15 protein-coding genes are annotated in these 18,171 nt (G+C 70.8%); 4 read left to right on the top strand and 11 right to left on the bottom strand.

All coding sequences use genetic code 11. The annotated features are described in order from the left end of the window. Nucleotides 1-5 precede the first annotated feature (5 nt). The 10 genes from mrdA to ileS all read right to left on the bottom strand — a co-directional run bounded on the left by mrdA (nucleotide 6) and on the right by ileS (nucleotide 11,064). On the bottom strand, nucleotides 6-2,036 hold the full coding sequence (gene mrdA / locus ACFQU3_RS01570; RefSeq protein ID WP_385905485.1) for a penicillin-binding protein 2: 2,031 nt from the start codon (nucleotides 2,034-2,036) through the stop codon (nucleotides 6-8). Next, nucleotides 2,033-2,533 (bottom strand): rod shape-determining protein MreD, encoded by a 501-nt coding sequence (locus tag ACFQU3_RS01565; protein ID WP_385905482.1) that lies wholly within the window; start codon nucleotides 2,531-2,533, stop codon nucleotides 2,033-2,035. The genes mrdA and ACFQU3_RS01565 overlap by 4 nt, the downstream gene beginning before the upstream one ends. Beyond that, a complete protein-coding gene (gene mreC / locus ACFQU3_RS01560) occupies nucleotides 2,530-3,363 on the bottom strand; it encodes a rod shape-determining protein MreC (protein ID WP_385905479.1) in 834 nt (277 codons plus the stop codon). The genes ACFQU3_RS01565 and mreC overlap by 4 nt, the downstream gene beginning before the upstream one ends. A gap of 4 nt (nucleotides 3,364-3,367) precedes the next feature. Further along, nucleotides 3,368-4,402 carry a rod shape-determining protein gene (locus tag ACFQU3_RS01555; protein WP_385905477.1) on the bottom strand — a complete coding sequence of 345 codons (1,035 nt, stop codon included), beginning with the start codon at nucleotides 4,400-4,402 and terminating at the stop codon, nucleotides 3,368-3,370. Nucleotides 4,403-4,420: 18 nt separating this feature from the next. Continuing rightward, nucleotides 4,421-4,849: a nucleoside-diphosphate kinase gene (ndk, locus tag ACFQU3_RS01550; protein ID WP_385905475.1), complete on the bottom strand. Its 429-nt coding sequence runs from the start codon at nucleotides 4,847-4,849 to the stop codon at nucleotides 4,421-4,423. Next, nucleotides 4,846-5,265, bottom strand: a complete 420-nt coding sequence (locus ACFQU3_RS01545; protein WP_385905472.1) for a DUF4233 domain-containing protein — start codon at nucleotides 5,263-5,265, stop codon at nucleotides 4,846-4,848. Before ACFQU3_RS01545 ends, ndk begins: the two co-directional genes overlap by 4 nt. Before the next feature lie 61 nt (nucleotides 5,266-5,326). Then, a complete protein-coding gene (locus tag ACFQU3_RS01540; protein ID WP_385905469.1) occupies nucleotides 5,327-5,773 on the bottom strand; it encodes a hypothetical protein in 447 nt (148 codons plus the stop codon). A 49-nt stretch (nucleotides 5,774-5,822) separates the two neighbouring features. After that, complete coding sequence (locus ACFQU3_RS01535) at nucleotides 5,823-7,214, bottom strand: bifunctional folylpolyglutamate synthase/dihydrofolate synthase (RefSeq protein WP_385905466.1); 1,392 nt, start codon at nucleotides 7,212-7,214, stop codon at nucleotides 5,823-5,825. Further along, nucleotides 7,211-7,801 (bottom strand): GNAT family N-acetyltransferase, encoded by a 591-nt coding sequence (locus tag ACFQU3_RS01530; RefSeq protein ID WP_385905463.1) that lies wholly within the window; start codon nucleotides 7,799-7,801, stop codon nucleotides 7,211-7,213. Before ACFQU3_RS01530 ends, ACFQU3_RS01535 begins: the two co-directional genes overlap by 4 nt. Then, on the bottom strand, nucleotides 7,798-11,064 hold the full coding sequence (gene ileS / locus ACFQU3_RS01525) for an isoleucine--tRNA ligase (RefSeq protein WP_385906575.1): 3,267 nt from the start codon (nucleotides 11,062-11,064) through the stop codon (nucleotides 7,798-7,800). Before ileS ends, ACFQU3_RS01530 begins: the two co-directional genes overlap by 4 nt. Nucleotides 11,065-11,331: 267 nt before the next feature. Here ileS and ACFQU3_RS01520 point away from each other — a divergent pair, with 267 nt between their 5' ends. The 4 genes from ACFQU3_RS01520 to ACFQU3_RS01505 all read left to right on the top strand — a co-directional run bounded on the left by ACFQU3_RS01520 (nucleotide 11,332) and on the right by ACFQU3_RS01505 (nucleotide 15,996). Beyond that, nucleotides 11,332-12,348: a M28 family metallopeptidase gene (locus ACFQU3_RS01520; protein WP_385905460.1), complete on the top strand. Its 1,017-nt coding sequence runs from the start codon at nucleotides 11,332-11,334 to the stop codon at nucleotides 12,346-12,348. Between the two features lie 61 nt (nucleotides 12,349-12,409). Further along, nucleotides 12,410-12,943 (top strand): NUDIX hydrolase family protein, encoded by a 534-nt coding sequence (locus ACFQU3_RS01515; RefSeq protein ID WP_385905457.1) that lies wholly within the window; start codon nucleotides 12,410-12,412, stop codon nucleotides 12,941-12,943. A 363-nt stretch (nucleotides 12,944-13,306) separates the two neighbouring features. Next, nucleotides 13,307-15,169, top strand: a complete 1,863-nt coding sequence (locus tag ACFQU3_RS01510; protein ID WP_385905454.1) for a hemagglutinin — start codon at nucleotides 13,307-13,309, stop codon at nucleotides 15,167-15,169. 344 nt (nucleotides 15,170-15,513) lie between these two features. Continuing rightward, nucleotides 15,514-15,996 (top strand): hypothetical protein, encoded by a 483-nt coding sequence (locus ACFQU3_RS01505; protein WP_385905451.1) that lies wholly within the window; start codon nucleotides 15,514-15,516, stop codon nucleotides 15,994-15,996. A gap of 84 nt (nucleotides 15,997-16,080) precedes the next feature. Here ACFQU3_RS01505 and ACFQU3_RS01500 read toward each other — a convergent pair whose 3' ends face one another. After that, nucleotides 16,081-18,072: a TIGR03960 family B12-binding radical SAM protein gene (locus ACFQU3_RS01500; protein ID WP_385905448.1), complete on the bottom strand. Its 1,992-nt coding sequence runs from the start codon at nucleotides 18,070-18,072 to the stop codon at nucleotides 16,081-16,083. Between the last annotated feature and the right edge of the window lie 99 nt (nucleotides 18,073-18,171).

Below are 18,171 nucleotides of genomic sequence, written 5' to 3'. Positions count from 1 at the left end.
GTGGGCTAGAGCCCCAGGGCAAGGATCGCATCGAAGATCTGGCGCACGGCAGGGGCCGCGACCTTCGAGCCCGAGCCGCCCTGGCCGACGACGACCACGACGGCATACCTCGGTCTCGTCGTGGGGCCGTAGCCGGCGAACCACGCGGTCGCCTGCTTGCCGAAGACCTCTCCGGTGCCCGTCTTGCCGGCGACCGGGTAGCGGTCCTGCGGGAAGCCCGCGAATGCCGTGCCGGCCGAGCCGCCGGGCCGCGTGACGTCGGCGAGGGCGTCGCGCACGTACGCGAGGACGTCGCGTCGCAGGGGCACCGTGCCGACCCGTCTCGGTGCGATCGTCGTCGCCGCCCCGTCTGCGGAACGCAAGGCGGCCGCGACCTGCGGCTGCCACAGCGTGCCACCGTTGGCGATCGCGGCGTAGACGCCCGCCATCTGGAGGATCGTCACGGCGGTGTCGCCCTGACCGATGGAGAAGTTGACGGCATCGCCGGCGCGGTACTGGTAGCCCGCGGCGCAGCTCTCGGTGGCGAGGCGCTCGAGGTAGTCGGCGCGCGCGCGGTCGGTGCGCTCCACCTGGGGGTAGCCCGTCCCCGCGCGGCGGCAGGACTCGTCCTTCGTGGCCAGCCAGTACTCCTCCTTCCACGCGCGGTCGGGCACGCGCCCGGCCGCCTCCCCCGGCACGTCGACGCCGGTACGCCGACCGAGCCCGAACGCCCTGGCCATCGCCACGAACGGGTCCGCGGTCGAGACCGGCGCGGCGAGCCCGCCCTGCTCGAGCCACGCGGCATACGCGAGACGGTAGAAGACGGTGTCGCACGAGACGACGAGCGCCGTGTGGAGGTCGATGAGGCCGTAGCCGCGGGACTCGAAGTTGTTGAAGCGGCGACCGCCGATCGAGACGCTCGGCGAGCAGTCGTACCGGCCGTCGAGCTCCGCGCCCGCGTTGACGGCCGCGGGCACCGAGACCACCTTGAAGGTCGAGGCCGGCGGGAACGTCTCGGCGGTGAGGCGCGACCGCAGCGGTGTGCCCGCGCGCGCGTCGCCGAGGCGGGCGAGGTCGGCGCTGCTGATGCCCCCGGCGAAGACCGACGGGTCGTAGGAGGGGTAGCTGGCGGCCGCGACGACGGCGCCGCTGGTCACGTCGAGCACGACCGCGGCGCCCGTGTCGGCGCGCTGCTTCTGCGCCCGCGCCGACGCGATCGCCCGGGAGAGGGCTGACTCGGTGCGGGCCTGGAGACGGGCGTCGAGGTGCGTCACGACGTCCCGGCCCGGCACGGGCGCCGTCGTGCTGACCGTGCCGGTGACGATGCCGCGCGGGTCGATGGCGACGACGGTGGTGCCGTTGCCGCCACGCAGCACCGCGTCGTACTGCGCCTCGAGGCCCGAGCGGCCGACGACGTCCTCGGCGTCGATGCGCCCGCCGCTGCGGGTCACCTCGTCGGCGTCGGCACGTGCGACCCAGCCGAGCAGGTGCGAGGCGAGGGCGCCGGCGGGCCGCGGGTAGCCCCGCGTCGGCTCGGTCGTCACGGCCACTCCGGGGAACTTCTCCGGCTGCTCGACGAGCGTCAGGGCTCGTCTGGCGTCGACACCCGTCGCGACCGGGATCGGGACGTAGGGCGAGCCGTTGAAGCACACGGGTGCCGGCGGTGCGCCCGCCGTGCCGCACAGCATCGTCTTGCCCCACAGCCGGTCGAAGGGCAGCCCGAGCGCATTTGCCACCCGCGAGACGAGGGCCCGACCCCCGTCGGCCGACTCGACGAGGACCGACCGCTCGAGGGTGACGACGGTGTCGAAGGTGTTGCCGACGAGGGGCTCGCCCGAACGGTCGAGGATGCGTCCGCGCACGGCGTGGTCGGTGATGGTGCGGGTGTTGACGGTGCTCGCTGCCCGGGCGAGCTCGGGACCCTGGACGAGCTGGAGCTGCCCCAGCCGGCCGAGGAGCAGGCCGAAGAGTGTCACGAGCAGCACGAGCACCACCCCGGCGACGCCCACCCGAGGCCGGGCCGCCCCGCGTGCCGTCGACGGCTGTCGCGGCCTCATCCGAGCCGCCGGCGCACGAGCGATCGGTCGATTGCGAGGAGCACGGGCAGGAGCAGGACACCCACGGCGACCGTCGAGGTGAGCCGCCACGCGCCGTCGCCCAGGTCGACGCTGCCCTCGGCGAGGACCGCCGAGGCGAGCCGGCCGATGAGAACCACGCCGGCCGCCGCGAGCAGCGCGGCCGGCGCACGCAGCCGCGAGCGCGACGACGGCCGCCGGAAGAGGCCACTGACGAGGCCCGCGACCATGGTGAGCAGTTGGGTGAGGCCGAGCGGGGTGCCTGCCGGGGGCATGAGCTCGGCGACCCAGCCGGCGAGCAGTCCGACGAGAGCGCCGTGGACCGGACCCCGCAGCACCGCGGTCGCGACGACGCCCACGAGCACGAGGTCGGGCACCCACTGCGGCGCCATGCCGAACCGGGGCAGCACCGTAGCCGCGACGAGCGCCGCCACGAGGACGTATGCCGTCCGCAGCACTCCCAGCGGCGTCGGCCTCATCGGGCGCCGCCCGTCGCGATCGACGCCGTCCTCGGCGCCGCGCGCGCGGTGGGGACGAGCACGGCGACGACGTCGATGGCGTCGAGGTCGACGGCCGGACGCACGGTGGCGCCCCGTGCAACCTGCCCGCGGTCGGGGTCGACGGCGGTCACGGTCCCGACGACGAGCCCGGCGGCATACGGCGTCTCGTCGACGCTGCCGAGCGAGCGCACGACGTCACCGACCACGGGTGTGGACGGCGCGATGAGCGAGAGCCTCAGGGAGCCACGGGGGCGGGCCTGCGAGTCGCCAGGGGCCGGAGGCGAAACGGTGCCGAGCGTGCCGGCCGGCCCGACCCGCACGGCGACGACGGAGCCGGTGCTGCCGAGCACCTGCACGTCGCTGGTCCACGGCGCCACCGTGACGACCCGTCCGACGAGCCCCTCGGCGGAGACGACGGTCGAGTCGGCGTGGACACCGTCACGCGAGCCGACGTCGAGCGTGACGCTGCGACCTCCGAGGGGGCGGAGGGCGGTCGCGACGACCCGGGCCGGGACGAGCCGTCGTCCCGCCGTCTGGTCGGAGCCGAGGAGCTCCCCCAGGCGCCCGGCCGCGTCGAGCTGCCGCTCCCGCTCGGCGAGAAGGCTGCGCAGCCGCACGTTGTCCCGCTCGACCGCGTCGATCTCGTCCCGCGGGGCCGCCGAGAGGGCACGTTGCGCCGGCCCCAGCACGAGCCCGCCCACGCGGCGGACGCCGTCGGCGACGGCCCAGCCGGCGAGGTCGGCGACGAGCAGCGCGAGGGTCAGCGAGGCCAGGACGACGAGGAGGCGGCGACGGGCGTACGGCTGCATGCGACTAGAGGCGGTGATCCCCGACGAGGACGCGCTCGAGGCTGTCGAAGTCGTCGACGCAGCGGCCGGCCCCCCGAGCCACGGCCCTAAGGGGGTCGTCGGCGACCTGGACGGGCACACCGAGCTCGTGACGCATGCGTTCGTCGAGGCCACGCAGCAGGGCCCCACCGCCCGTCAGCGTGATGCCGCGGTCGAGGATGTCGCCCGACAGCTCGGGCGGGCACACGTCGAGGGTCGCGCGGACGAGCTCGATGATCTGGAGCACCGGCGCCTCGATGGCCCGACGCACCTCGACCGAACCGACCTGCACCGTCTTGGGCAGACCCGTGACGAGGTCACGTCCGCGCAACCGGGTCGTCAGCTCCTCGCGCAGCGGGAAGACAGAACCGACTGCGACCTTGATGTCCTCGGCGCTGCGCTCGCCGAGGAGGAGGGAGTACTCGCTCTTGACGTGGCTGACGAGCGCTTCGTCGATCTCGTCGCCCGCGACCCGCAGCGAGCTGGACGTCACGATGCCGCCGAGGCTGATGACGGCCACGTCGGTCGTGCCGCCACCGATGTCGACGACCATGCTCGCAGCGGTCTCGTAGACGGGCAGGCCCGCGCCGATGGCGGCCGCCATCGGCTCCTCGATCATGTAGACGCGCCGCGCCCCGCACCGGGTCGCGGCGTCCTCGAGCGCCCGGCGCTCGACGCCCGTGACCTCGCTGGGCACGCACAGCACCATCCGCGGGCGGACCAGACGCGACGTGCGCACCTGGTCGATGAACCATCGAAGCATCCGCTCGGTCTCGTCGGCGTCGGAGACGACGCCGTCGCGCAGCGGCCGAACTGCCCGGATCGTGCCGGGCGCCCGGCCCAGCATCTCCTTGGCCCGCGTTCCCGCGGCGACGAGCCGTCCGGTGCCGACCTCGACCGCCACCACCGACGGCTCCTCGACGACCACCCCGCGCCCACGGACGTGGATGAGGGTGTTCGCGGTGCCGAGGTCGATCGCGAGGTCACGCCCGAGAGGGCGTAGCCGCGGTCGCGAGGTCATGCCGCGATTGTGCCCCGCTCAGCCCTGCAGATCGGGGAACCAGATGCCGATCTCGCGCGTCGCGGACTCGGGTGAGTCGGAGCCGTGCACGATGTTCTGCTGGACCTTGAGGCCCCAGTCGCGACCGAGGTCGCCGCGGATCGTGCCGGGCGCGGCGTCGGTCGGGTTGGTCGCGCCGGCGAGGTTGCGGAAGCCCTTGATGCAGTCCTGGCCCTCGATGACGGCCGCGGTGACGAGGCCCGAGCTCATGAAGTCGACCAGCGGCTCGTAGAAGGGCTTGCCCTCGTGCTCGGCGTAGTGCTCGGCCAGCTGCCCACGGGTCGGGGTGAGGATCGACAGACCGACGAGGGAGTAGCCCTTCGCCTCGATACGACGCAGCACCTCCCCGGTGAGGCCGCGCTGGAAACCGTCGGGCTTGACGAGGACGAGAGAGCGTTCGATGGTCACCCGTCCACCCTATCGGCCGGTTCGCCCTCGCCCGATCCCGCTTCGCGCCGGGCCATTTCGGCGTCGACCTGGGTTCCCTTGACGAGGCAGGTGACCCACAGGGCGAGGAAGAAGAGGCCGACGACGAGCATCATCGGGACGACGAGTGCACTGAGGAGCGTCAGCGCCTGGACGACCCATCCCAGCGTCACGCCCCACGGACGCCGCATGAGACCGGCCGCGACGACGCACAGGGCTCCGAGCCCCAGACCGACGAGGAGGTATGCCGTGCTGCGGGCCCCGCCGTCGTCGGCGGCGGCGACGCCGCGCGCGACGAGGGCGCCGAGGAGGATGCAGATCGACTGGCCGCCGAGGACGGTGGCGAGCATCCGCCAGGTGAACTTGGCGGTCTGGCCGTAGAAGATGATCGAGCGCATGTCGTTGGGTCTCGCCTCGGCTGTGTGAGTCGTCTCGTGGGGTGGCTGTCGCGCTGGACGGTCAGTAGTTCTGGCTCGTGTCCCAGGTGCGGATGATCGCCTGCGCCTCGGAGTCGCTCGCGCCGGTGGCTTCGGCGTAGAGGCTCATGGCCTCCTCCCGGCGACCGGCGAGGATGAGCTCGCTGATGCGGGCCCGGGCCTCGTCGGTGAGACGTCCCTCGGTGTACGACGCCGCGGCGTCGCGCACGCCGGGACCCTGGCCCGGCACGAACCAGCTGTCGACCGCGCGCTTGGCGTCGGCGAGCGGTGCGCCGGTCGCCTCGCGGTAGATCTTGATGGCGTTGATCTTGTGCCCGGCGCTGATCTCACGGCTGACCTTCGCGCGGACGCCGTCGGTCAGACCGACGAGCGGGCGCTGGGGGTCCTTGCGGCCCATGACGCGGCCCCAGAGGACGACCGCCACGGCGATGACGGCGAGGATGAGGATGAGCTTCACCATGGGGTGCATGAGTTCCAGCCTAGGTCGGGGGTCGGTCGGGATCGGTGGGTGACGTCGGTCAGACGTCGGTCTTGCCGAGGAGCATGCGCACCTCGCCTGCCGTGATGACCGAGCCGGTGGCGATGACCCCGCCGCCCATGCCGTCCGCCTCGGCGAGCGTGACGGCCTGCTCGAGGGCATCGGGGAGGTCGCGCACGACCGTCACCCGCGACTCTCCGAAGAGCTCGACCGCAAGCGCACCGAGCCGCTCAGGCGGCATGGCTCGCGGTGAGGAGCTGCGGGAGATGACGATGTGGTCGAGCGCGGGCTCGAGCACCTCGAGCATCCCGACCGCGTCCTTGTCCGAGACGATCCCGACGAGCCCGACCAGCTTCGTGAACGCGAAGGCCTCCTCGATCGCGGCCACGAGCGATCGTGCACCGTGCGGGTTGTGCGCGGCGTCGACGAGGACCGTGGGCGAGCGTCGCACGATCTCGAGTCGACCCGGCGAGGTCATGGTCGCCAGGGCCGCGGTGAGCACCTCGGCGTCGAGGGGTTGCTCGCCGCCGCCGATGAACGACTCGACGGCAGCGACGGCGGTCGCGAGGTTGCTGGCCTGGTGGGCGCCGTGCAGCGGGAGGAAGAGGTCGGGGTACTCCCCCGCCAGACCGCGCAGCGAGACCTGTTGTCCGCCGATGGCGACCTCTCGGGCGAGGACGCCGAAGTCGTTGCCCTCGAAGACGATGCGAGCGCCGCTCACCTCCTCGACCCGATCGAGCAGCACCCGCGCGACATCCTCGTCCTGGACGCCGCAGACGGTCACCGAGTCGGCTTTGATGATGCCGCTCTTCTCCTCAGCGATGGCCACGACGTCGTCGCCGAGCAGGTGCGTGTGGTCCAGGTCGACGGGCGTGACCACGGCCACTTGGGCGTCGATGACGTTGGTGGCGTCCCAGGACCCGCCGAGGCCGACCTCGATGACCGCGACGTCCACGGGCGCGTCGGCGAAGGCGGCGTAGGCGATCGCGACGAGGACCTCGAAGAAGTTCATCCGGCGGCCACCGGACTCGAGGGACCGCGCGTCGACGATGTCGATGAGCGGAGCGACGTCCTCATACGCCGAGATGAACTTCTCGCGCAGGATCGGCTTGCCGGACAAGGTGATCCGCTCACGGATGTCGTGCAGGTGGGGCGAGGTGAACCGCCCCGTCGACAGGCCGCTCTCGCGCAGGATGGCGTCGATCATCCGGCTCGTCGACGTCTTGCCGTTGGTGCCGGTGAGATGGATCGAGGGGTAGGTGCGCTGAGGGTCCCCGGCAAGCTCCATGACGGCGCGGATGCGCTCGAGCGAGGGGCCGACGTCGTTCTCGGGCGCGCGAGACACGATCTCCTCCTCGATCTCGCGCATCCGCCTCATCTCCTCGAGGGTGCGGGCGGCTGCGAGGGCGCCGGCATCCTGACCGTCGCTCATGCCGTCTCCTCCTCGCCGATCTCGCGGGCCATCCACACGCTCTCCGGCATGCCGGACCCGCCCGACTCTCGATGCGTCTCGACGAAGCCGTGACGCCGGTAGAAGCGAGCCGCCAGCTGGTTGCCCTCCATGTACGACAGCGTGATCCGGTCGTGCTCGGCCTCTCGCGCCCGCTCGACGACGGCGTCCATGAGACGGGAACCGATGCCGTGCCCGTGGTGGTCGGGCAGGACGTAGAGCTTCCAGATGACGAACGCGTCGTTCTGCGTGCCGAACGTCGCGACGCCGACGACCTCGTCGTCCTTGACGGCGACGAGCGTGCGGCCCTTGCGGATCGAGTCGGTGACGACGTCGCTCGTCCACCACTTCGCAAGGCCCATCGCGACGTACTCCGGTCCGGCGATCGGCTCGTACGTGGCGAGCCACGTCCGGTGGCCCACGGACAGGACTCCGCCGAGGTCGTCGCCGACCGCGCCGCGCACGACGACGCCGTTCTCGGCGCGGTGGGCCGCGTCGTCATCGTCCCGTCGATCCGGCTCGTCGGTACCGTCTGGGCCCTCGAGCTCCTCGCGGTTGGTCGTGATCATCGCTTCACCACCAGGATCGTCGCGGCGTGGTTGTCGCCGACGACCACCTGCGTCGGCGATCCCGGCAGGCCATCGGGCAGGCGGTGCTCGGGCCCGGCTGACGCGAACTGCGTGGCGAGCGTCTCGCCGACGATGAGGTCGCGATGCGTCACCGTGGCCTCGAAGACCTCGGCACCACCCTGGATGGTCAGGCTGATGCGGTCGCTCACGTGCAGCCCGGTGTCGCGGCGCGCCTGCTGCACCGCGCGCACGAGGTCGCGGGCCAGTCCCTCGGAGGCCAGCTCGGCCGTCACCGTCGTGTCGAGGACGACGAACCCGCCCGACGGCAGCATGGCCGTGGCCGTGGCGTCTGCTGCGGCGCCGGCGACGACCGTCTCGAGCGTGTACTCGCCCTCTACGAGCGCGAGGCCACCCGCTGTGACGGTTCCGTCGGCGTCGACCGACCAGTCGCCCGTCTTGCTGCCCTTGATGGCGAGCTGGACGTCCTTGCCGAGGCGCGGCCCGGCGGCGCGCGCGTTGACGGACAGGCGCTGGCTCACGCCGAAGTCGGCCTCGCTTGCAGCCGCGACGTCGACGAGCGTGAGCTCCTTGACGTTGAGCTCGTCCTTGACGATGGCGGCGAACGGCTCGAGGCCGACCGGGTCGGACGTGACCACCGTGAGCTCGGCCAGCGGCAGGCGAGCGCGCAGGCCCCGCGCCTTGCGCAGGCTCGAGGCTGCCGAGCAGACCTCGCGGGCGCGGTCCATCCCCACGACGAGGTCGTGGTCGGCGGGGAGGTCGGCCGCCATCGGGTAGTCGGCGAGGTGGACGGAGCGCTGCCCCGTGAGACCGCGCCAGATCTCCTCGGTGACGAGCGGCAGGAGCGGTGCGATCGTGCGCGTCACCGTCTCGAGGGCCGTCCACAGCGTGTCGAAGGCCGCGAGGGACTCGTCGGTCTCGCCACCCCAGAAACGGTCGCGCGACCGGCGGATGTACCAGTTCGTCAGGACGTCGAGGAAGCCACGCATGGTGTCGCAGGCGGCGGCGATCTCGTACGCGTCGAGCTGCTCGGTCATGTCGCCGACGAACTCGCGCAGCTTGGCCAGCAGGTACCGGTCGAGCACGTCGGTCGAGTCCGTGGACCGCTTGGCCTCGTACCCCTCTCCGCCGCGCGCGGTGTTGGCGTACAGCGCGAAGAACGACCACGCGTTCCACAGCGGGATCATCACCTGGCGCACACCGTCTCGGATGCCCTGCTCGGTCACGACGAGGTTGCCGCCGCGCAGGATCGGGCTGCTCATGAGGAACCACCGCATGGCGTCGGCACCGTCGCGGTCGAAGACCTCGCGCACGTCGGGGTAGTTGCGCAGCGACTTGCTCATCTTCTGGCCGTCGGAGCCGAGGACGATGCCGTGGCTGACACACGTCTTGAAGGCCGGCCGGTCGAAGAGCGCCGTCGCGAGGATGTGCAGGGTGTAGAACCAGCCGCGGGTCTGGCCGATGTACTCGACGATGAAGTCGCCGGGGAAGTGGTGCTCGAACCACTCGGCGTTCTCGAACGGGTAGTGCACCTGGGCGAAGCTCATCGACCCGGAGTCGAACCAGACGTCGAAGACCTCCTCGACCCGGCGCATCGTCGACCTGCCCGTGGGGTCGTCGGGGTTGGGCCGCGTCAACGTGTCGATGAAGGGCCGGTGCAGGTCGGTCACCGTGACGCCGAAGTCGCGCTCGAGCTCCTCGAAGGACCCGTAGACGTCGGTGCGCGGGTACTCCGGGTTGTCAGACTGCCACACCGGGATCGGACTGCCCCAGAAGCGGTTCCGCGAGATCGACCAGTCACGTGCGTTGGCGAGCCACTTGCCGAACTGGCCGTCCTTGATGTGTGAGGGAGTCCACTCGATCTCCTGGTTGAGCTCGAGCATCCGCTCCTTGATCTTCGTGACCTCGACGAACCACGAGGAGACCGCCATGTAGATGAGCGGCTGCCGGCAGCGCCAGCAGTGCGGGTAGCTGTGGTCGTACGTCTCGCGGCGCAGCAGCACCGTCTCGGGCGTGACCGAGCCGGTCGCGCCCTCGCCACGGGTGGTCGCCTTGAGGTGGTCGATGATGTGGGCGTTCGCGTCGAAGACGTGCATGCCCTCGTAGTCGGTGACGGGGTAGGTGAACCGGCCCTCGGCGTTCACGGGCACGACGGGTGCGATGCCCTCGCGGTCGGTGACGAGCTTGTCCTCCTCACCGAACGCGCCGGCGCTGTGCACGAGGCCCGTGCCGTCGGTCGTCGTCACGAAGTCGGCCTCGACGACGCGGTGCGCGCGCTCGTGGCCGGCGTAGTACGTGAACGGCGGGGTGTAGGAACGCCCGAACAGCTCGGCGCCCTTGAGCCGCTGGACGATCCGCTTCTCGGCGTCGTCGCCGAGCTCCCGCTTGTAGGCGTCCAGCCGCGCCTCGGCGACGATGTACCGCTCGGTCGTCCCGGTGGTGTCGGACTCGACGACGACGTAGTCGATGTCGGGGTGGACCATGATCGCGAGGTTGGCCGGCAGGGTCCACGGGGTCGTCGTCCAGACGAGCGCGAGCTCGCCGGTCTCGAGGCGCAGGCCGACGGTGACGGCCGGGTCCTGACGCATCTGGTAGACGTCGTCGTCCATGCGGAGCTCGTGGTTGGACAGCGGCGTCTGGTCGTTCCAGCAGTACGGCAGCACGCGGAAGCCCTGGTAGACGAGCCCCTTGTCGTGGAGCTGCTTGAAGGCCCAGATGACCGACTCCATGTAGCCGGGCTCGAGCGTCTTGTAGTCGTTGTCGAAGTCGACCCAACGCGCCTGGCGGGTGACGTAGTCGCGCCACTCCCCGGTGTACTTCAGCACCGAGCTGCGGCACGCGTCGTTGAACGTGTCGATGCCGAGGTCGACGATGTCCTGCTTCGTCTTGAGCCCGAGCTGGCGCTGCGCCTCGAGCTCCGCGGGCAGGCCGTGCGTGTCCCAGCCGAAACGGCGCTCGACGCGCTTGCCGCGCATCGTCTGGTACCGCGGCACGATGTCCTTGACGTAGCCGGTGAGCAGGTGGCCGTAGTGCGGCAGGCCGTTCGCGAACGGTGGGCCGTCGTAGAAGACGAACTCGTTGTCGCCGTCGGTGCCCGGGTCGCGACCCTCGACGGACGCGATGAACGTGCCGTCCTCGTCCCAGTACCTGAGGACGCGCTCCTCGATCTCGGGGAAGCGCGGGTTGGACGGGACGCCGAGGGCGCGTCCGGCGTCGTCGTTCGTGGTGACCTTGGGGTAGGTCATGCTCGTGGTCTCCTGCGTTCGCGTCTGTTGGTCGCTCGTCACTGCCACGAGGACGACGTGCTCCTGCTGGAGGCTGCCGCGGTACCACCCCGCTTGCCGCACGGGCCCGCCCGACGGGGCAGACGGCATACGGCCGCTCTTGTCGAAGGCTGTGACGGGCCCACCCGTCCGGGTCTAGTGGGAGCTCGCGCTCTGTTCTTCCGGAGGCTCACCGCTGATGACGGTTCGAACGCCTGTGCGCGCAGTCTAGCCGGGTTAGCGTTGATGATGCGCCCGCGACCGACCCGTCTGCTCGTGGCCGCGGTCCTCGTCACCGCGACGGCGTGCACGAGCCCGTCGCTGGCGGGCTCTCCCCCGACGACCTCAGCCCCCGCCTCGGCGTCGGCCACGAGCGGGTTCGCGCCGTCGACGTCCTCGGCGCCCACCGCCACCACGTCGACCCCGCGCGTGACGACCCGAACAGCAGCTCCGCCGCCACGCGTGGGGACGTTCGACGTGGACAGGGTGATGGGCGGCATACGGACGCTGTCGGCCATCGGGCCGCGCGACGCCGCCAGCCCGGCCAGCGACCGGGCCGCCGCCTACGTCGCCGGACAGCTCCGCGCGGCCGGGTACCGGGTCAGGCTGCAGCCCTTCCGGGTCCCGGCGGGTATCTCGTGGGGTGTCCGCGTGCCGGCCGGTTCGAGCGTGAACGTCGTCGCGGACCCGCCCGGCTTCGACGCTCGCCAGCCACACGTCGTCGTCGGCGCCCACCTCGACACGGTGCCGCAGTCGCCCGGAGCCGAGGACAACGCGTCGGGCCTCATGGTCATGGCCGAGGTCGCCCGGATGACCCGTCAGCAACCGGGCGGGCTGCCGGTGCGGTTCGTCGCGTTCGGTGCCGAGGAGGCTCGCGGCGGCAGCGGGAGCGCGTACGCGTTCGGCTCGCGCCACTTCGTCGCGGCCCTCGATGCGACGCAACGCCGCGCCCTCCGCGGGATGGTCGCGCTCGACCGGGTCGGGGTCCGGGCCGCCGCCGTGCCCGTCTGCTCCGGAGGGCGAGGAACGCCTGCTCTCGCCCGCGCCATCCGCGCCGCGTCGTCCGGAGCCACCCCGACCCGGGCGTGCACCAACCGCGCGAGCGACCACGTGTCGTTCGAGGCCGTCGACATCCCAGCGGCGCGCCTCGGCAGCGTGCCGTATGCCGCGTACCACTCCGCGCAGGACGTGCCATCCGTCGTCGACCGCCGCCAGCTCGCCCGTTCGGGAGCGGTCGTCTGGGCGTGGGTCCGCTCGCTCCGGTGACCGACGCGCCGCGTCACGGGCCGAGCCGGGTCGTCCGGGGGACGTTTGGCAGGATGAGGCCATGAACGACGTGGAGACGACCGGTGCGTGGCTGAGCCGCGAGGAACTCGACAACGCCCGTGACCGGCTCCCCATCCTCTACGTCCACGCCGTCCCGGTGCGTGTCGACGACCGGGGCGTCGTCACGCACGTCGGGCTGCTCCTGCGTGCCGACAGCGACGGGGGCATCGGTCAGGAGGTCGTCGGCGGCCGGGTGCTCTACCACGAGCGCATCCGCGACGCGCTGACCCGCCACGTCGAGGCGGACCTCGGCCCGATGGCCCTGCCCCGCATCCCGTTGTCGCCCCAGCCGTTCACGGTGGCCGAGTTCTTCCCGACCCCCGGCGTCACGCCGTTCCACGACCCGCGGCAGCACGCGGTGTCGCTGGCCTTCGTCGTCGCCGTCATGGGTGACTGCCGGCCTCAGCAGGACGCGCTCGACCTGTCGTGGGTGACTCCCGAGGAGGCGGCGTCGCTGGCGGTCCGGGGGGAGATGCCGGGCTCGCACGGCGTCCTCGTGCGCCAGGCCCTGGCCCACGTCGGATTCCCCGTATAGATCATCTCTTTTCGCGAATTGACCTGTCATTTCAGGCTTTCGGCGTCCGCTGCAAAGACTTGTAGTGCATAACGGGCGACTTCCTGCATTCGTCCGCGGGCGGCGCCGGGCAACCCTAACGTCAACAGTTGGGTAGCCATCAGCAGGGCCGATGAGCCAGAGCCGGGCTGCCTCGTGGAGTGGTCGGGGGCCGAGGCGGCAGGTACGTGACGAGCGGTCGGTGGGTACCTCCCGCACCGTAGCGATGCGGGTCCTCCATCACACCTTGGAGAACTCATGACTGTACTGATCGCCACTCGGGGGAGGTCCAGCAGAGGGCCTGGCGCGACTCAACGACGAAGCCTACGAGGGAAACTTCTCGCCGTGCTGGCAGCCGTCGCGCTGCCTATGGCTGTTCTCGCGGCCCCGGCCGCCCTGGCCGGCACCGTCCCCCCGTTCAGCATCGATGGCACGGTTCCAGGCGCTGACGCGGACCAGACCCTCGCCGACCCCGAGGGCAATGTCAAGGAGCTCGGCCCCCTCAACTCCAACACGACCAAGATCGGTGTCATCCACAGCGATGCGGTGCCGACGCTCGGCCTGACCAACCCGAACGGGCAGGTCGACCTGCGCCAGGCTTTCCTCGGGACCGGCAGCGACGCCGACGGCGACGACTGGCTGTACTTCGCGTGGGAGCGCGACAACAACACCGGCAGCGGCTTCATCGCCTTCGAGTTCATGCAGAACCCGCCACCCGCAGCATGTGGTGACTACTCCGCCAGCAACGACTCCCTCATCGCCAGCTGCAACCCGTGGGCCAACCGCAAGGCCGGCGACTTCATCATCATGTGGGACCAGCAGGGTGGCAGCAAGGACCTGTTCCTGCGGACCTGGTCCGGCACCGCGCCGAACCTCACACTCGGTGCACCCGTCGCCCTCAACGCGAGCGTCTCGGCCGCCGAGTACAGCGCTGACGGCTTCTTCGGCGAGGCTGCGCTCAACCTGACGGACACCGTGTTCGGCGGCAGCAACGCCTGCCGGTCGTTCGCCAACGTCATCCCGAGCACCGTCACCGGCAACTCGGACACGGCTGACTACAAGGACACCGTCCTTCAGCCCGTGACGCCGATCGGCAACTGCACCTCGACGACCGTCACGACGCCGAAGGACGGCGCCGGGGCGAGCATCCCAGCCGGTGGCCTCTCGATCGGTACCGGTGTGGTCGCGGTCAAGGACTCGGCTGTCGTCGCCATCCAGGGCGGCACCGCCACCCCGGCCGGCTCGGTTGCGTTCTTCCTGTGCAAGGTCGACTCACCCGCTCTCTGCACCGCAAACGGGACGAGTGTCGGCAGCACCAACCTGACCGGGGCCTCCTACCCCGTCACGGTCGTGTCACCGACGGCCTATGTCACCTCGGCCGGGCGGTACTGCTGGCGCGGCGAGTTCAGCGGCGACGCCGCGAACAACATCAGCGGGTCGAGCGACTCGGCTGCGACCGAGTGCTTCACCGTCAACCCGGTCACGCCGACCCTGTCGACGACAGCCGGTGTCGACGTCAACCTCGGAACTGCCGTCACCGACTCCGCCACCCTCGGCGGCACGGCGACCCAGCCGGCCAACCCGGTCATCAACCTGACCGGCACGGCAGGCGCAGCCACGGGCGGGACGATCACGTTCAAGCTGTTCGGCCCGAGCAACACCGGGTGTGGCACTCTCGTCTACACCTCGGCGGCGGTCACCGTGAGCGGCAACGGGACGTACAACTCGCCCAACCCGCAGTTCGTGCCGACAGCGCCCGGTAACTACCACTGGGTCGCCGTCTACAGCGGAAACGCGCCGAACACCAACGGCGTGACGCACAACGCGGCGTGCACGGACACCAACGAGGACGTCACCGTCAACACGGTCCCGTCGAGCATGACGACCGCGCAGCGCTGGGTGCCGAACGACTCAGCCACGATCTCGGCGCCGGCAGGCAGCGGCAACCTCGCAGGCACCGTGTCGTTCGCGCTCTACCCGAGCGGCGACTGCACGGGCACCGCCCTCTACAGCACGACGGCAAGTGTGTCGGGAGCCTCACCACAGACGGTGTCGACCTCGAACACGACGGCGCAGCTGGCGTCCGGGACGTTCTCCTGGTCGGTGGCCTACGACAGCACGAACAGTGCGCAAGATGACATCTCACCCAAGTGCCACGAGACGTCGGCTCTGACTGTCAGCAACGGCGGGACGGTGACCAGCCCTTGACCGACTGAGTCCCAACCATGAACGACGTGGTCCGGCGAGCGCGCTCGCCGGACCACGTCTGTGTGCCGCGGTGCTTGTGACAGAACGCGATCCGATCGACCTCTCGGAAAGGACGGCAACCGGACGCTTCGCATCAGGATCCCGACACCTGTCGCTTGACCGTTTTGTACCTTTTATCCTGATATCCTTGATGGCACTTTCCGGGCATATGCCGCCACTTCCGTGGGAGGCGTATCGGGGGTACGCCTTCCGCCTCTACCAGCACGACGCGGGCCGAACAGGGCCGCGGTCGTCTCAGGCCCGAGCGGGGGCCGGGCACCTACACCCAGGGAAAGAAGCGCCACATGAAGGTCATCAAGTCAGCACTCGTCGCCACCATCGCTCTCGTCGTGGGCCTCGTCATGGCCAGCCCGGCCTCCGCCGTCGCAGCCAAGTTCCACAGCGTCGACTCGTCGGTCAGCGGCTCGGGCGCCCTCGTGGTCTCGTTCGACGAGCGCGGCCTCGGCAACGGAAACATCGACTACGTGCTGATGGCCGACGCCTCGGCCGTCTACGCCTGCATCAACGGTGGCGGGAACCACCCGCAGGCGGCGGACAAGGAGACCGTGAACGACGACGTCTCCGCAGCCGGAAGCTTCGAGTCGAAGAACGGGCGTGTCCAGGCGAGCCTCAGCGCGGGCCCGATCTCGGCCGGTGACTTCAGCTGCCCGGGCGGCCAGCGTCTCGTCCTCGCCTCCGTCTCCTACAGCGACATCACCCTGACCGACACGACGAACGGGACGAGCGTCTCCGTGCCCGACACTTCTCGCGTCTTCTTCGCCGTCTGAGCACACGAGTGACGACACGGCCCGGCGAGCACGTGCTCGCCGGGCCGTGTTCCTTGCGCGTCCGAGGCCGTTGACGACCGAGGCTCAGTGCTGGTGCTCCAGCAGCTCCTCGCGGCCGGAGCCGAGCACGGTCAGCGGCAGAAGGGTCTTGCCCGTCGGGCCGATCTCGATCTCGGTGCCCATCTGCGGGCACACGCCGCAGTCGAAGCACGGGGTCCAGCGGCAGTCGTCGACCTCGGTCTCGTCGAGGGCGTCCTGCCAGTCCTCCCAGAGCCAGTCCTTGTCGAGACCCGAGTCGAGGTGGTCCCAGGGCAGCACCTCGGACTCGCCCCGCTCACGCGTCGTGTACCAGGCGAGGTCGACCGGCGTGTCGGCGAGCGCCTCGTCAGCGCACCGGATCCAGCGCTCGTAGGAGAAGTGCTCGCTCCAGCCGTCGAAGCGGCCGCCGTCGCGCCACACGGCTTCGATGACGCGCCCGACGCGGCGGTCGCCGCGCGAGAGCAGCCCCTCGACGATGCCGGGCTGCCCGTCGTGGTAACGGAAGCCGATCGAGCTGCCGTAGCGCCTGTCGGCGCGGAGGGCCTCGCGCAGCTTGAGCAGCCGCGCGTCGGTCTCCTCGACGCCGAGCTGCGAGGCCCACTGGAAGGGCGTGTGCGGCTTGGGCACGAAACCGCCGATCGAGACGGTGCAGCGGATGTCGCGACGGCCCGACACCTGGCGCCCGGTCTCGATGACCTTCTTGGCCAGCTCGGCGATCTGGAGGACGTCGTCGTCGGTCTCGGTGGGCAGGCCGCACATGAAGTAGAGCTTCACCTGCCGCCAGCCGGCACCGTAGGCCGCCGCGACGGTGTTGATGAGGTCCTCCTCGGAGACCATCTTGTTGATGACCTTGCGGATGCGCTCCGACCCGCCCTCCGGCGCGAAGGTGAGACCCGAGCGACGGCCGTTGCGGGTCAGCTCGTTGGCGAGGTCGATGTTGAAGGCGTCGACGCGCGTGGAGGGCAGCGAGAGCCCGGTCTGGGTGCCTTCATAGCGGTCGGCGAGGCCCTTGGTGATGTCGGCGATCTCGGAGTGGTCGGCCGAGCTCAGCGAGAGCAGGCCCACCTCCTCGAACCCTGTCGCAGCGAGCCCGCGCTCGACCATCTCGCCGATGCCGGTGATCGACCGCTCACGCACCGGGCGCGTGATCATGCCGGCCTGGCAGAAGCGGCAGCCGCGCGTGCAGCCCCGAAAGATCTCGACCGACATGCGCTCGTGCACCGACTCGGCGAGCGGCACGAGCGGCTGCTTCGGGTAGGGCCACGCGTCGAGGTCCATGACGGTGTGCTTCGCGACGCGCCACGGCACCCCGTGCGCGTCCGGCGCCGGCGCGACCCGCTGGATACGCCCGTCGGGCAGGTAGGACACGTCGTAGAAGGCGGGCACGTAGACACCGCCGGTGCGGGCGAGGCGCAGCAGGACCTCGCGGCGCCCGCCCGGACGGCCCTGCGCCTTCCACTCCCCGACGATGTCGGTGACCGTGAGGACCGCCTGCTCGCCGTCGCCGACGATGGCCGCGTCGACGAACGCCGCGATCGGCTCCGGGTTGAACGCCGCATGGCCACCGGCGATGACGATGGGGTCGTCGACGTCGCGGTCGGCCGCGTGGAGCGGCATCCCGGCGAGGTCGAGCGCGGTCAGCATGTTCGTGTAGCCGAGCTCTGTCGAGAAGCTGAGGCCGAAGAGGTCGAAGTCGCGCACCGAGCGGTGGCCGTCGACGGTGAACTGCGGCAGGCCGGCCTCGCGCAGCTGCGCCTCCATGTCGGGCCACACGGCATACGTGCGCTCGGCGAGGGCGTCGGGACGCTCGTTGAGGACCTCGTAGAGGATCATGACGCCCTGGTTGGGGACGCCGACCTCGTACGCGTCGGGGTACATCAGCGCCCAGCGGGTGGTGAGCTCCTCGCCGCCGGGGCCGTGGCCGCCGACGTGCCAGTCCTTGACCGTGGAGTTGAGCTCACCGCCGACGTACTGGATGGGCTTGTTGACCCGCTCCAGCAGTGGCTCGAGGGCGTTGAACAGGGACTCTCCAGGCATCCGTCAATGGTACGGGTCCTCGAGTTCGGCGCGCGTCGCGCCTGGACTGACGAGCGATGCGAGCGCTAGCGAGCGAGTCGAGGAGGGAAGGCGTGACGT

Source organism: Terrabacter sp. GCM10028922 (genome assembly GCF_042666095.1).
In the GTDB taxonomy this organism is placed as follows: domain Bacteria; phylum Actinomycetota; class Actinomycetes; order Actinomycetales; family Dermatophilaceae; genus Terrabacter.
Note: the sequence above shows the minus strand (reverse complement) of the source record. Positions and strands in the feature narration are given on the sequence as shown.

Bases quoted from the DNA above. Each gene is read 5' to 3' on its own strand.
- ileS (WP_385906575.1), bottom strand. From the start codon at position 11,064: ATGACCTACCCCAAGGTCACCACGAACGACGACGCCGGACGCGCCCTC.
- ACFQU3_RS01565 (WP_385905482.1), bottom strand. From the start codon at position 2,533: ATGAGGCCGACGCCGCTGGGAGTGCTGCGGACGGCATACGTCCTCGTG.
- mrdA (WP_385905485.1), bottom strand. From the start codon at position 2,036: ATGAGGCCGCGACAGCCGTCGACGGCACGCGGGGCGGCCCGGCCTCGG.
- ACFQU3_RS01555 (WP_385905477.1), bottom strand. From the start codon at position 4,402: ATGACCTCGCGACCGCGGCTACGCCCTCTCGGGCGTGACCTCGCGATC.
- ACFQU3_RS01530 (WP_385905463.1), bottom strand. From the start codon at position 7,801: ATGATCACGACCAACCGCGAGGAGCTCGAGGGCCCAGACGGTACCGAC.
- ACFQU3_RS01505 (WP_385905451.1), top strand. From the start codon at position 15,514: ATGAAGGTCATCAAGTCAGCACTCGTCGCCACCATCGCTCTCGTCGTG.
- ACFQU3_RS01515 (WP_385905457.1), top strand. From the start codon at position 12,410: ATGAACGACGTGGAGACGACCGGTGCGTGGCTGAGCCGCGAGGAACTC.
- ACFQU3_RS01545 (WP_385905472.1), bottom strand. From the start codon at position 5,265: ATGCGCTCGATCATCTTCTACGGCCAGACCGCCAAGTTCACCTGGCGG.
- ACFQU3_RS01520 (WP_385905460.1), top strand. From the start codon at position 11,332: ATGCGCCCGCGACCGACCCGTCTGCTCGTGGCCGCGGTCCTCGTCACC.
- ACFQU3_RS01500 (WP_385905448.1), bottom strand. From the start codon at position 18,072: ATGCCTGGAGAGTCCCTGTTCAACGCCCTCGAGCCACTGCTGGAGCGG.
- ACFQU3_RS01535 (WP_385905466.1), bottom strand. From the start codon at position 7,214: ATGAGCGACGGTCAGGATGCCGGCGCCCTCGCAGCCGCCCGCACCCTC.
- mreC (WP_385905479.1), bottom strand. From the start codon at position 3,363: ATGCAGCCGTACGCCCGTCGCCGCCTCCTCGTCGTCCTGGCCTCGCTG.
- ACFQU3_RS01540 (WP_385905469.1), bottom strand. From the start codon at position 5,773: ATGCACCCCATGGTGAAGCTCATCCTCATCCTCGCCGTCATCGCCGTG.